Genomic DNA, 14469 nt, shown 5'->3' with positions numbered 1-14469 from the left:
ACCCCTAATTAACTATTCTCTTGGCAAATGCCTTCAGGCAAATGCGTATTGTGGTGATTACTTGTGTGTGACAGCTTTTACTGCTCTGTCGCCGCAGAATTGAATCAGGTAAACCAAAACAACCAGTAATATTAATACCGTATTCATGACCGTCGCGTTATAACCAATATAACCATACTGATAACCAATTTGACCTAAGCCGCCTGCGCCCACGGCTCCACCCATAGCAGAATAGCCTACGAGCGTGATTAGCGTGATGGTTGCGGCATTAATAAGGCCTGGTAATGCTTCTGGCAGGAGTATCTTTCTGACGATTTGCATGGGCGTGGCGCCCATTGCACGGGCGGCTTCAATCAGGCCGGTTGGAATTTCAAGCAGCGCGTTTTCCACCATGCGGGCAATAAACGGTGCAGCACCGACGGTGAGAGGCACGATCGCCGCTTGCAGGCCAATGGAGGTTCCAACAATCATACGAGTGAAAGGAATCATCCATACCAGCAGAATAATGAATGGAATCGAGCGGAAAATATTTACCAGTGCAGAAACGGTCCGGTAAAGCTTTGGATTGGCGATAATCTGCCCCGGACGCGTGGTATACAATAAGACTCCCACGGGTAAGCCAAGCACAAAGCCAAAGAAACCAGAAACGAACGTCATTGCGACAGTTTCCCATATTCCCTTAGCCATTAACCACATCATTGCTTCAGACATAACCCAGAACCTCAATTGTAACGTGACTTTCCTGCAGGAATTGGATTGCGGCTTTGATATCCGCATCGTTGCCGTGCATTTCTGCCAGCATGATGCCGAATTTGACGCCACCGGCATAATCCATCTGGGCACTGATAATGTTGTTGTTGACGTTAAAACGTCGAGCAACCTCGGAGAGCAGCGGGGCATCTACCGATTTGCCGGTAAATTCCATCCGTAATAACGGTGTGGTATCCGGGCGAGAGTCGGGGGACAGACGGGTAAGGTAATCGTCAGGGATGTCCAAGTGTAGCGTTGACTGAATGAATTTCTGCGCCAGGGGGGTTTTCGGATGTGAAAAGACTTCGCTGACTGTGTCCTGCTCGATGAGTCGTCCGTCGCTGATCACCGCAACCTGATCGCAAATGCGTTTCACCACATCCATTTCATGTGTAATAAGAAGAATGGTCAGGCCGAGACGGCGATTGATATCTTTCAGTAATTCAAGAATTGATCGGGTGGTTGCTGGATCCAACGCGCTGGTTGCTTCGTCACACAGCAAAACTTTGGGATTGCTGGCCAACGCACGGGCAATGGCGACACGCTGCTTTTGTCCGCCGGACAAATTGGCGGGATACACGTCGTGCTTATCCGCCAGTCCAACCAAATCCAACAATTCATTGACCCGTTGGGTAATCTCAGCTTTTGGCGTGTTATCTAATTCCAAAGGGAGCGCAATGTTGCCAAAAACGGTGCGCGAAGAGAGCAAGTTGAAATGTTGGAAAATCATGCCGATTTGGCGGCGCGCGCGCGTCAACTGGCTATCTGACAGTTGGGTCAGCTCTTGTCCATCTACCAGCACTTTCCCTTCTGTCGGGCGCTCCAATAAATTGACGCAGCGGATGAGTGTACTTTTACCTGCGCCTGATGCGCCGATGACACCATAGATTTGCCCGGTAGGAACATGAAGGCTGACATCAGCAAGTGCGGTAATGGTCCGCCCGTTTTGCTGAAAAACCTTAGTAATATTAGAAAGTTCAATCATATGTTTTTTATCGTGAGTGCCTATGGCTGGATAAATCAGTTTCTGTATTAACAGAATATGAAATGGATGTTAGGGTGTCTAGACGTCTAAGTCAATCTGGATTGTCGCGGCTCTGCATTCTCCCTATGGGCGAAAACATGCGATACTACCGCGTAATTTAGGCCATTCAGGAGCAAAGTCAGTGGCACAAAGCGTTCCAGCAATTTTTCTTGATCGTGACGGCACGATCAATGTCGATCACGGTTATGTTCATGACATTGACCATTTTCAATTTATTGATGGCGTCATTGATGCCATGCGTGAGTTGAAAAACATGGGGTTCGTGCTAGTTGTTGTGACCAATCAGTCCGGCATCGCCCGCGGCAAGTTTACAGAAGATCAGTTTATGCAACTGACGGAGTGGATGGACTGGTCGTTGGCAGATCGCGGTGTTGATCTGGATGGCATCTACTTTTGTCCGCATCACCCTGAAGCAGGAGAAGATGAATACCGCCAGACTTGTGATTGTCGTAAACCTGAGCCAGGCATGTTGCTTTCTGCACAGCGCGATTTGCACATTGATATGGCGGCATCTTATATGGTGGGTGACAAATTAGAAGATATGCAGGCTGCAATTGGTGCAGGGGTAGGAACCAAACTGCTAGTTCGCACGGGCAAACCTGTTACTGAACAAGGCGAAAAGCTGGCTGATAGCGTGTTGGAAAGCCTCGCAGACCTGCCAAAATGGATAAAAACGCGCACTTAACCAGCGGAACGAATGAAAGATGCGCAAACAGAAAAAAGTTTACGAGATTTGCTTGCGCTTCTGAATTGGCTCCCTATAATGCGCCTCCATCGACACGGCGCTGTGAACACACAACTAGGTCGATAAAGAAAGAGAAAACGCTTTAAAATAAACGTTGACTCTGCAGGTGATAAGCGTAGTATACGCCACCTCGCGAAGTGGTTAAGGCCGCAACGCAACGCTCTTTAACAATTTAATCAGACAATCTGTGTGGGCACTCACAAGACCGTATCTTAACGATATAAAAAGTCTTGAAGAGTGAACAACAGTAAATTCATTACGAATAAACAGTTTTAATTCTTTGAGCATCGCTGACGAGTTCAGCAAATCAAACAAATCTTAAATTGAAGAGTTTGATCATGGCTCAGATTGAACGCTGGCGGCAGGCCTAACACATGCAAGTCGAGCGGTAGCACAGAGGAGCTTGCTCCTTGGGTGACGAGCGGCGGACGGGTGAGTAATGTCTGGGAAACTGCCTGATGGAGGGGGATAACTACTGGAAACGGTAGCTAATACCGCATAACGTCTTCGGACCAAAGCGGGGGACTTTCGGGCCTCGCGCCATCAGATGTGCCCAGATGGGATTAGCTGGTAGGTGAGGTAATGGCTCACCTAGGCGACGATCCCTAGCTGGTCTGAGAGGATGACCAGCCACACTGGAACTGAGACACGGTCCAGACTCCTACGGGAGGCAGCAGTGGGGAATATTGCACAATGGGCGCAAGCCTGATGCAGCCATGCCGCGTGTGTGAAGAAGGCCTTCGGGTTGTAAAGCACTTTCAGCGGGGAGGAAGGCGGTGAGATTAATACTCTCATCGATTGACGTTACCCGCAGAAGAAGCACCGGCTAACTCCGTGCCAGCAGCCGCGGTAATACGGAGGGTGCAAGCGTTAATCGGAATGACTGGGCGTAAAGCGCACGCAGGCGGTTTGTTAAGTCAGATGTGAAATCCCCGAGCTTAACTTGGGAACTGCATTTGAAACTGGCAAGCTAGAGTCTTGTAGAGGGGGGTAGAATTCCAGGTGTAGCGGTGAAATGCGTAGAGATCTGGAGGAATATCGGTGGCGAAGGCGGCCCCCTGGACAAAGACTGACGCTCAGGTGCGAAAGCGTGGGGAGCAAACAGGATTAGATACCCTGGTAGTCCACGCTGTAAACGATGTCGATTTGGAGGTTGTGCCCTTGAGGCGTGGCTTCCGGAGCTAACGCGTTAAATCGACCGCCTGGGGAGTACGGCCGCAAGGTTAAAACTCAAATGAATTGACGGGGGCCCGCACAAGCGGTGGAGCATGTGGTTTAATTCGATGCAACGCGAAGAACCTTACCTACTCTTGACATCCAGAGAATTTGCTAGAGATAGCTTAGTGCCTTCGGGAACTCTGAGACAGGTGCTGCATGGCTGTCGTCAGCTCGTGTTGTGAAATGTTGGGTTAAGTCCCGCAACGAGCGCAACCCTTATCCTTTGTTGCCAGCGGTTAGGCCGGGAACTCAAAGGAGACTGCCAGTGATAAACTGGAGGAAGGTGGGGATGACGTCAAGTCATCATGGCCCTTACGAGTAGGGCTACACACGTGCTACAATGGCGTATACAAAGAGAAGCGACCTCGCGAGAGCAAGCGGACCTCATAAAGTACGTCGTAGTCCGGATTGGAGTCTGCAACTCGACTCCATGAAGTCGGAATCGCTAGTAATCGTAGATCAGAATGCTACGGTGAATACGTTCCCGGGCCTTGTACACACCGCCCGTCACACCATGGGAGTGGGTTGCAAAAGAAGTAGGTAGCTTAACCTTCGGGAGGGCGCTTACCACTTTGTGATTCATGACTGGGGTGAAGTCGTAACAAGGTAACCGTAGGGGAACCTGCGGTTGGATCACCTCCTTACCAAGAAGATGTAGGTTGAGTGAAGTGCTCACACAGATTGTCTGATGAAAATAACGAGCAGAAATACCTTAATAGGCTTGTAGCTCAGGTGGTTAGAGCGCACCCCTGATAAGGGTGAGGTCGGTGGTTCAAGTCCACTCAGGCCTACCAACTCTTCCGTGAGTGGTATGTAAGGTATCTGTAAGCAACGATGGGGCTATAGCTCAGCTGGGAGAGCGCCTGCTTTGCACGCAGGAGGTCTGCGGTTCGATCCCGCATAGCTCCACCATTAAAAAGACTTCAGAGCGTATTGGAAACAGTATGCTGCGAAGTATTTTGCTCTTTAACAATCTGGAACAAGCTGAAAATTGAAACATGACAGCTGAATATGCATGACTGCCTTCGGGTGAGTTGTGATGATTCTGTCTGTCAATGAGTCTCTCAAATAATCACAGCACGATAATGACTTTGATTTATCAAAGACACCTTCGGGTTGTGAGGTTAAGCGACTAAGCGTACACGGTGGATGCCTAGGCAGTCAGAGGCGATGAAGGGCGTGCTAATCTGCGATAAGCGTCGGTAAGCTGATATGAAGCGTTATACCCGACGATACCCGAATGGGGAAACCCAGTGTGTTTCGACACACTATCATTAACTGAATCCATAGGTTAATGAGGCGAACCGGGGGAACTGAAACATCTCAGTACCCCGAGGAAAAGAAATCAACCGAGATTCCCCCAGTAGCGGCGAGCGAACGGGGAAGAGCCCAGAACCTGAATCAGTTTGTGTGTTAGTGGAAGCGTCTGGAAAGTCGCACAGTAAAGGGTGATAGTCCCGTACACAAAAATGCACAGATTGTGAGTTCGATGAGTAGGGCGGGACACGTGACATCCTGTCTGAATATGGGGGGACCATCCTCCAAGGCTAAATACTCCTGACTGACCGATAGTGAACCAGTACCGTGAGGGAAAGGCGAAAAGAACCCCGGCGAGGGGAGTGAAACAGAACCTGAAACCGTGTACGTACAAGCAGTGGGAGCCTACTTGTTAGGTGACTGCGTACCTTTTGTATAATGGGTCAGCGACTTATATTCTGTAGCAAGGTTAACCGTTTAGGGGAGCCGCAGGGAAACCGAGTCTTAACTGGGCGTTAAGTTGCAGGGTATAGACCCGAAACCCGGTGATCTAGCCATGGGCAGGTTGAAGGTTGGGTAACACTAACTGGAGGACCGAACCGACTAATGTTGAAAAATTAGCGGATGACTTGTGGCTGGGGGTGAAAGGCCAATCAAACCGGGAGATAGCTGGTTCTCCCCGAAAGCTATTTAGGTAGCGCCTCGTGAATTCATCTTCGGGGGTAGAGCACTGTTTCGGCTAGGGGGTCATCCCGACTTACCAACCCGATGCAAACTGCGAATACCGAAGAATGTTATCACGGGAGACACACGGCGGGTGCTAACGTTCGTCGTGAAGAGGGAAACAACCCAGACCGCCAGCTAAGGTCCCAAAGTCATGGTTAAGTGGGAAACGATGTGGGAAGGCACAGACAGCCAGGATGTTGGCTTAGAAGCAGCCATCATTTAAAGAAAGCGTAATAGCTCACTGGTCGAGTCGGCCTGCGCGGAAGATGTAACGGGGCTAAACCATGCACCGAAGCTGCGGCAGCGACACTCAGGTGTTGTTGGGTAGGGGAGCGTTCTGTAAGCCTGCGAAGGTGGCCTGTGAGGGTTGCTGGAGGTATCAGAAGTGCGAATGCTGACATAAGTAACGATAATGCGGGTGAAAAACCCGCACGCCGGAAGACCAAGGGTTCCTGTCCAACGTTAATCGGGGCAGGGTGAGTCGACCCCTAAGGCGAGGCTGAAAAGCGTAGTCGATGGGAAACAGGTTAATATTCCTGTACTGGGTGTTACTGCGAAGGGGGGACGGAGAAAGCTAGGTTATCCGGGCGACGGTTGTCCCGGTTTAAGCGTGAAGGTGGGTGACTTTGGTAAATCCGGGTCATCGTTAACACTGAGGCGTTATGACGAGTCACTACGGTGATGAAGTAACTGATGCTACGCTTCCAGGAAAAGCCTCTAAGCTCCAGGTAACACCGAATCGTACCCCAAACCGACACAGGTGGTCAGGTAGAGAATACTCAGGCGCTTGAGAGAACTCGGGTGAAGGAACTAGGCAAAATGGTGCCGTAACTTCGGGAGAAGGCACGCTGGTGTAAGGTGAAGTCCCTTGCGGATGGAGCTGAGACCAGTCGAAGATACCAGCTGGCTGCAACTGTTTAATAAAAACACAGCACTGTGCAAACACGAAAGTGGACGTATACGGTGTGACGCCTGCCCGGTGCCGGAAGGTTAATTGATGGGGTTATCCGTAAGGAGAAGCTCTTGATCGAAGCCCCGGTAAACGGCGGCCGTAACTATAACGGTCCTAAGGTAGCGAAATTCCTTGTCGGGTAAGTTCCGACCTGCACGAATGGCGTAATGATGGCCAGGCTGTCTCCACCCGAGACTCAGTGAAATTGAACTCGCTGTGAAGATGCAGTGTACCCGCGGCAAGACGGAAAGACCCCGTGAACCTTTACTATAGCTTGACACTGAACCTTGAGCCTTGATGTGTAGGATAGGTGGGAGGCTTTGAAGTGTGGACGCCAGTCTGCATGGAGCCGACCTTGAAATACCACCCTTTAATGTTTGATGTTCTAACGTGGGCCCGTAAACCGGGTTGCGGACAGTGTCTGGTGGGTAGTTTGACTGGGGCGGTCTCCTCCCAAAGCGTAACGGAGGAGCACGAAGGTTAGCTAATCCTGGTCGGACATCAGGAGGTTAGTGCAAAGGCATAAGCTAGCTTGACTGCGAGAGTGACAGCTCGAGCAGGTGCGAAAGCAGGTCTTAGTGATCCGGTGGTTCTGAATGGAAGGGCCATCGCTCAACGGATAAAAGGTACTCCGGGGATAACAGGCTGATACCGCCCAAGAGTTCATATCGACGGCGGTGTTTGGCACCTCGATGTCGGCTCATCACATCCTGGGGCTGAAGTAGGTCCCAAGGGTATGGCTGTTCGCCATTTAAAGTGGTACGCGAGCTGGGTTTAGAACGTCGTGAGACAGTTCGGTCCCTATCTGCCGTGGGCGTTGGAAGATTGAGAGGGGTTGCTCCTAGTACGAGAGGACCGGAGTGAACGCACCACTGGTGTACGGGTTGTGATGCCAATTGCATTGCCCGGTAGCTAAGTGCGGAAGAGATAACCGCTGAAAGCATCTAAGCGGGAAACTTGCCTCGAGATGAGTCTTCCCTGGGTACTTGATACCCCTGAAGGGCCGTTGAAGACGACGACGTAGATAGGCTGGGTGTGTAAGCGTAGCGATACGTTGAGCTGACCAGTACTAATGACCCGAGAGGCTTAACCTTACAACACCGAAGGTGTTTTGGTGTGACGAAGAGACTCAGAGATTTTGATATTTTAGCTTGTTCAGAGATTGGTTCTGATGGTTGTACAGACAAAAAGCGAAAGCGACTGAAGTGCGACGGTTAGAATGAAACAGAATTTGCCTGGCGGCGATAGCGCGGTGGTCCCACCTGACCCCATGCCGAACTCAGAAGTGAAACGCCGTAGCGCCGATGGTAGTGTGGGGTTTCCCCATGTGAGAGTAGGGAACTGCCAGGCATCAAATTACACAGGTGCGCTGATATGGCTCAGTTGGTAGAGCGCACCCTTGGTAAGGGTGAGGTCCCCAGTTCGACTCTGGGTATCAGCACCAGTTATTTGGGTTAATGTTCGGCTTAAAAAAGAATTTACCTGGCGGCGATAGCGCGGTGGTCCCACCTGACCCCATGCCGAACTCAGAAGTGAAACGCCGTAGCGCCGATGGTAGTGTGGGGCTTCCCCATGTGAGAGTAGGGAACTGCCAGGTATCAATTAAGACAAAAGGCCATCCTGTTAAGGATGGCCTTTTGTTTATTTCTATTTTGGAATACTGGCTCGTTTCCTTTATCTGAATAAACTCTACTTATCTTCTTATTAACTCTCCTCATAATAACGTTCTGTTTATATCTGCTTTATTTATCCCTGTTTCATTTACGAATAATTAAAAGTGCTGCCTGCGTTGTTGCATTAATAAATTATTACAATCAGGAACTTTTTGCCTCAAACTTTAAGTGCTGCTTTACTATAAAGGGCATCGTTTTATGCCCGGAAAAAATAGGAGAATAAAATAGGATGACTGATCTAACAGAGAATGCGAAAGATACGCGTCAGCGTATCCGAGCTATAGTTGGCGCTTCATCGGGTAATTTAGTCGAGTGGTTTGATTTTTATGTTTATTCCTTTTGCTCAATCTATTTTGCCCATATCTTCTTCCCTTCGGGAAATACCACCACTCAATTACTACAAACAGCAGGGGTTTTTGCAGCAGGCTTTTTAATGAGACCGATCGGCGGTTGGCTTTTCGGTTACATTGCTGACAAGCATGGTCGTAAAAATTCAATGTTAATTTCGGTTTGCATGATGTGTTTTGGATCGCTGGTTATTGCATGCTTGCCGGGATATGAAACTATTGGTACCTGGGCTCCCTTTTTATTGTTATTAGCTCGCTTATTTCAAGGTCTTTCCGTCGGTGGAGAATATGGTACCAGTGCAACATATATGAGTGAGGTTGCCGTTGAGGGAAGAAAGGGATTCTATGCGTCTTTTCAATATGTCACGCTGATTGGTGGCCAATTGCTGGCACTGTTAGTTGTTGTGATCTTGCAGCAGATTCTGAGTGATGAAGATTTGCATGCGTGGGGATGGCGTATTCCTTTTGCTCTCGGTGCTATTTTGGCAATTGTGGCGCTTTATTTACGCCGCTCTTTGAATGAAACATCGGATAAAACGACTCGCGAACATAAAGATGCTGGTTCTCTTGCGGGGTTGTGGAAACATCGCCGCGCCTTTATTACCGTACTGGGTTTTACTGCCGGTGGTTCCTTAGCCTTTTATACGTTTACCACTTACATGCAAAAATATCTGGTGAATACGGCGGGAATGCATGCGAAAACGGCGAGTGGGTTAATGACTCTCGCCCTGTTCATTTTTATGCTGCTGCAACCGTTCTTTGGCGCGCTGTCGGATAAGATTGGGCGGCGTAGTTCAATGCTTTTCTTCGGTGGGCTTGCGGCACTGCTGACGGTGCCTATTCTGACGGTGCTACAGAGTGTGACTAGCCCTGTCATTGCTTTCGCGCTGGTGATGCTTTCACTGATTATTGTCAGTTTCTACACGTCCATTAGCGGTATTTTAAAAGCAGAAATGTTCCCGCCTGAAGTCCGTGCGTTAGGCGTTGGTTTATCTTATGCCGTGGCGAATGCCTTGTTTGGTGGTTCGGCTGAATATGTTGCGCTTTCGCTGAAATCGTTTGGTATGGAAACGGCTTTCTTCTGGTACGTATCAGGAATGGGAGCGATTGCGTTTATTGTATCGCTAACGTTGCACCGTAAAGGCAAAGGGATGAAGCTTTAGTGTTCAGATAATTGCCATAGCGCATAGCCGGTGGTGGCACCGGCTATATCCCAAACAAGATCTTGCCAGCTCCAGCCCGTTCCGCCTTCTCGGCTATCATAAAGCTCTTTTGCCATCCCCATGCTGATTGACAACATAATGCCGAATCCGCCGCTACGATCTGAACTCCAGCGCTGATGCGTGCCATATTCATATCCGGCGGCGCTGATGGCGGCTGAGGCGAGAAAATGTTGGGCTTTATCCTGACCTGTCCAGCGATCTTGCGCGATGTGACTGCATCCAGAGCAGCAAATTATTGCGGCGACGCACAGTAAGCGCATAGAGCTTCCCCAGAGATAATAAAAAACCCCGGAAGCCGAGGTTTTTCAAAGTATAGCGTGAGTCTTAGAGAATGCGACTGATGAGCCGATCGATACGAATACGGCGCAGGCGTCGTATTAGCTTACGGACTTTCACCGGATATTGCGCGATGCTTTCCAGTTCCATATAGCTTTTTACGATGTGGGTATGCGTTCTGATTTTATCCAGTTCGTCCAGACGTTGCTGTAATAAAACCTGCTGAGGATCGTGAATCAGGATGGCGTTTTCCAGATCCAGACGCCATGCGCGAGGATTAAGGTTATTCCCCGTCAGCAGTTGCCATTTGTCATCGATCCACATGCCTTTCAGGTGGAAGCTGTTGTCGCCGTCTTTCCATAACCGCACAACAAGCTGCTGATTCTCAATGTAGCGTTCCAAACGGCTCAGGAAGCGTCGCAGGTTGATCTCATAGAGATAGGGTAGTGCACCGATGATTTTGAAAGGCTGGTCTTCTGGAATATAGAAATCGTTAGCGGTCTTATCGCCAATAATAATTTCTACTTTCTTGCCGTCCCGCAAGAGCCTGATGATATTTCTGACCAGCAGTGCTGGCAGATTGAAATAAGGGGTACAGATGACCAGATGCTCATCAGCGCAATACATCAGATGATGTATGGTCTTATTCAGCGGGCTTTGCTTTCCCAGTCCGACCAATGGTGTGACGGTTAATTCATTCGCATCCGCACGGTGTTCCGGGGCCTGATAACTGGCGGTGCGCAACGCTTGGCGGAACTGCTTGATATCATTTTTGATTTCCAGACTCTTCGGGCGATCGGTATGATCCAACCGCTGCACTGCCGGTGCCGACAGCATTGTCTGGATGTATTGCACCATCGTATCAGCCAATACCGGATTATGGATCAGCTGATAGCGATCATAGCGGTACTTCTGATGCTGATGCAGATAAACATCATTCAGGCTGGCTCCGCTATAGATGACCGTGTCATCGACAATGAACCCTTTCAGGTGCAGCACGCCCAACGCTTCGCGCGTGTTGACTGGAATACCATAGATAGGGAAATCCGTGTCTGGATGTTTTTTCGCCATGTCGCAATACCAATCGGCATTGGTATTTTCTGCCGCTGCGCCGATCCTGCCACGCTGAGCACGATGCCAGTCTACCAAAACACGGACATCCAGCTCTGGACACTGCCGTTTGGCTTCATAAATTGCAGATAGAATCCCCATGCCGCCATCGTCACGTTCAAGATACAACGCCACGATATAGACGCGCTTTTTAGCGCTCAAAATGGCGTTAATCAGCGTCGTGCGGAAAAGCTCAGGCGAATGCAACGTCTGAACATCATCTGCGTTCTGAGGGATTCTGGGCAGTTGTGCAAGGTGCTGTTGGTATTTATTGCGTTTAAAATTTGACAGCATCACAGTGCGTTTCTTCTCTCATCAGTTTATACCCACCATACTTCGAGCTGCACTAGGGTATATGACCTTCTGGTCATTATCAAAAGTTAAGGAGTAGCCGAATGGGCGATAATACCATTACTTTCCGGCTGTTGTGACCCTGTTTTGTGATAACAATTCCCGTTGCAAGAGCCATGTCACGTCGTGCGATCAGTCTTTCAGCGGCAATTCCAGCGTCACAATACCCTCTTCTAATTGTACGTCGATGTGAAAACCGAGCTTTTTGGACAGTTGAATCATGCCTTGATTATGCGGCATGGTAATGCCGGTCAAGCGAGAGAGACCGTGCGCCCGTGCGTAATCGATCAGCTTTTCCAACAACCGTCTGCCTAGGCCCAGCCCTTTTAGATCGGAGCGTACCAGCACGGCAAATTCCGCGTCCGTATTATCCGGGTCGGAAATCGCGCGTGTCACGCCAATAATCTCTGTTTCCTCACCGAGCTGGCGTACGGCAACAAATGCCATCTCACGATCGTAGTCAATTTGCGTCATATTGGCTAAGTCTTCGTGAGTAAATTCATTAATTTCGCTGAAATAACGGTAATACAGGTCTTCTTTTGTCACCCTTGCGATGAACGAGCTGAGCAGCGGTTCGTCTTCCGGCAAAATCGGCCGAAACAGGCAGGTATCACTATTTTTGAGGATGACCGTTTCTTCCAGTTCATGTGGGTAGGGGCGGATTGCCAGCCTTGATTGGGGATCGCCACTGAACGGTGTTAGATGTAGCGTGACATCCAGCAGCGTGAACGCATCCCCGGACGCCAGCAAGGGGTGAATGTCTAGTCGGTAAATTTCAGGGCAGTCGAGAATCAGGTTAGAAACCTGAACCAGCAAGCGGCTGAGCGCGGGAATATCCAGCGGGCGCAACGCGCTGTATTCACGAATCTTGCCACCTTTCACGGCTTGCAGCACCAGATAGCGAGCCAGCGTCATATTCAGCGGAGGCAGGGCGACGGCAGCCTGTTGTTCTCGCCACTCAACGCCGCCTTCGCCCAACATAATCAGCGGGCCGAAAACGGGATCTTGTTCGACGGCAATCCTGAGTTCCTGCGCACCGGCGCGATTTGCCATGCTTTGTACCAACAGGCCGTAAATACGCGCCTGCGGATAGGTACGTTTCACCCGGTCAAGAATGGCATCTGCCGCCTGCTGGACTTCTCTGGCGGTTCGCAGGTATAGCATGACGCCCTGCACTTCCGATTTATGCGGAATATCTGGCGATCTCAGCTTAATCGCGACCGGGTAGCCAATCTGCTCGGCAATATGGACGGCTTCTGCACTGTCGCCAGCAATCCAGGTGGGTAAGGTATTTAAACCATAGGCTTGCAGAATTGGCTGAACTTCATGCGTATCGAGCTGAGTGACGCCATCTGACAGTGCCTGATGAATTAGCGCATGTGCCTGACTGGCGTTGATGCCCAAATCCAGCGGCAGCGCTGGGGTTTCCTTTAACTGTTTCTGATTACGCCGATATTCGACGATATGCATAAAGGCGGTTACCGCGCCTTCTGGCGTGCGATAGGTCGGAATGCCAGCGTCATTAAATAAGCGCCGTGCTTCCTGCGAGGAGAATTCGCCACACCAGTTGGTCAGTAGCGTAATTCTTTTCCCACGCGGATGTTGTTGAAAGAGCGTAATCAGTTGGGCAGCGCTTTCGGTGCTGGGGGCGGCAGCGCTGGGCGCGTGAATGATCAAGAGCGCATCGACGTCGTCACTGTCCAGTAGGACCGAAATCGCTGCCTGATAGCGAGCGGCTGTCGCATCATCACGCAGATCGAGCGGATTACCGATAGTAACGGTCTGCGGCAATGCTTCCTGTAGCGCTTGACGGGTCGCCTCGCTGAGCTGTGCCAGTTTGCCTTGCCGGCTGAGAAGCTGATCCAGTGCCTGTGCGGCCGGTGATGCGCCGTTGCTCACTAGCATCAAGCGTTCACCGCGTAGCGGTCGCAGGTGGCTTAAGGTTTCCACTGCGGAAAACAGCTCATGCGTATCCCGTACTCGCAGCAAGCCTGCTCGTTGAATGGCTGCATCATAGGCGGCATCCAGACCGTGGCGCTGGTCATTCAGTAGTTGCTGTGCCTGCTGGCTGCGCCCGCTTTTGATCACCAATATCGGTTTATTTCGGGAGGCGCTCCGAGAGGCGGAAAGGAAGCGGCGTGCATCGCTAATGTGTTCCAGATGCAGCAGAATCGCGCTGGTTTTGCCATCGCGGGCCAGAAAATCGAGCAGGTCGTCGACATCAATATCCAGGCTGTCGCCCAAGGCGATAAAATAGGAAAAGCCAATACCGCGCTGCTGCGCCCAATCCAGTATCGTGTTAGAAACGGCGGCCGACTGCGAAATGAATGCCAGTTTACCTTTCATAATCGGGACAGGGGAGAAACTGGCATTCAGACCTTGCCAGGGCGCGAGTAGCCCGAGGCTATTAGGGCCAAGCAGACGCATGTGGTAGCGTGCAGCGCAGGCCTTTAATTCGCTGAACTGGGTCGGTGGTGCGGAGAGGATGATGACCGTTTTGCAGCCTTTCTGTCCCAGATCGTCTAACAGTGTGAGATTACGGCTGGCGTTGGTGCAAATCACGGCAAGGTCGGGCGTCATGGGCAGGCTGGCGACCGTCGGGTAGGCCAGCACGCCGCAAACGGCACGATATTTCGGCGTAACGGGCAGCACAGGGCCGCTGAAATGGCCGTCCAGCAGGTTTTTCATCATCAGAAAACCGGCTCGTCCCGGCTTTTCTGATGCGCCGAGAACGGCAATAGACTTAGGGCGTAACAGTGCTTCCAATCCGCGCTGGCTCATGCGTCACTCCTTACA

At 50.6% G+C, this 14469-nt stretch carries 7 protein-coding genes, 3 tRNA genes and 4 rRNA genes; 9 read left to right on the top strand and 5 right to left on the bottom strand.

Annotated features, from left to right (window positions below):
• Positions 1-57: 57 nt before the first annotated feature.
• Both NAL19_RS16825 and metN read right to left on the bottom strand, forming a co-directional pair.
• Positions 58-711 carry a methionine ABC transporter permease MetI gene (locus tag NAL19_RS16825; protein ID WP_039497700.1) on the bottom strand — a complete coding sequence of 218 codons (654 nt, stop codon included), beginning with the start codon at positions 709-711 and terminating at the stop codon, positions 58-60.
• Entirely contained in the window at positions 704-1735 is a 1032-nt protein-coding gene (gene metN, locus NAL19_RS16820) for a methionine ABC transporter ATP-binding protein MetN (RefSeq protein ID WP_225085595.1), read from the bottom strand. The genes NAL19_RS16825 and metN overlap by 8 nt, the downstream gene beginning before the upstream one ends.
• Before the next feature lie 181 nt (positions 1736-1916).
• Between metN and gmhB the strand changes: the two genes are divergently transcribed.
• The 9 genes from gmhB (at position 1917) to NAL19_RS16775 (ending at position 9876) form a co-directional block, all read left to right on the top strand.
• Positions 1917-2480, top strand: a complete 564-nt coding sequence (gmhB, locus tag NAL19_RS16815; protein ID WP_263057936.1) for a D-glycero-beta-D-manno-heptose 1,7-bisphosphate 7-phosphatase — start codon at positions 1917-1919, stop codon at positions 2478-2480.
• 380 nt (positions 2481-2860) lie between these two features.
• A 16S ribosomal RNA gene (locus NAL19_RS16810) occupies positions 2861-4402 on the top strand.
• Between the two features lie 73 nt (positions 4403-4475).
• Positions 4476-4552: transfer RNA gene (locus NAL19_RS16805), tRNA-Ile, on the top strand.
• Between the two features lie 42 nt (positions 4553-4594).
• Positions 4595-4670 (top strand) — tRNA-Ala (locus NAL19_RS16800).
• A 210-nt stretch (positions 4671-4880) separates the two neighbouring features.
• Positions 4881-7787, top strand: a 23S ribosomal RNA gene (locus NAL19_RS16795).
• A gap of 140 nt (positions 7788-7927) precedes the next feature.
• A 5S ribosomal RNA gene (gene rrf, locus NAL19_RS16790) occupies positions 7928-8043 on the top strand.
• Between the two features lie 18 nt (positions 8044-8061).
• Positions 8062-8137 (top strand) — tRNA-Thr (locus NAL19_RS16785).
• Positions 8138-8174: 37 nt separating this feature from the next.
• Positions 8175-8290 (top strand): 5S ribosomal RNA (gene rrf, locus NAL19_RS16780).
• The 16S, 23S and 5S rRNA genes sit together here with 3 tRNA genes alongside, the layout of an rRNA operon.
• A gap of 305 nt (positions 8291-8595) precedes the next feature.
• Complete coding sequence (locus NAL19_RS16775; RefSeq protein ID WP_263057935.1) at positions 8596-9876, top strand: MFS transporter; 1281 nt, start codon at positions 8596-8598, stop codon at positions 9874-9876.
• On the opposite strand, the gene NAL19_RS16770 is transcribed toward NAL19_RS16775, so the two are convergent.
• From NAL19_RS16770 to NAL19_RS16760, 3 genes are all read right to left on the bottom strand, one after another.
• Positions 9873-10196, bottom strand: a complete 324-nt coding sequence (locus NAL19_RS16770; RefSeq protein WP_225085592.1) for a YfiM family lipoprotein — start codon at positions 10194-10196, stop codon at positions 9873-9875. The two genes, NAL19_RS16775 and NAL19_RS16770, sit on opposite strands and share 4 nt — an antisense overlap.
• 64 nt (positions 10197-10260) lie before the next feature.
• Positions 10261-11616, bottom strand: coding sequence for a CDP-diacylglycerol--serine O-phosphatidyltransferase (pssA, locus tag NAL19_RS16765; RefSeq protein WP_263057934.1), 1356 nt, complete (start codon positions 11614-11616; stop codon positions 10261-10263).
• A gap of 189 nt (positions 11617-11805) precedes the next feature.
• A complete protein-coding gene (locus NAL19_RS16760; protein WP_263057933.1) occupies positions 11806-14454 on the bottom strand; it encodes a bifunctional acetate--CoA ligase family protein/GNAT family N-acetyltransferase in 2649 nt (882 codons plus the stop codon).
• Between the last annotated feature and the right edge of the window lie 15 nt (positions 14455-14469).

Origin of the sequence: Pectobacterium sp. F1-1 (assembly GCF_025643735.1) — a bacterium.
Lineage (GTDB): Bacteria > Pseudomonadota > Gammaproteobacteria > Enterobacterales > Enterobacteriaceae > Pectobacterium > Pectobacterium colocasium.
This window is presented reverse-complemented; position numbering and strand designations above follow the sequence as displayed.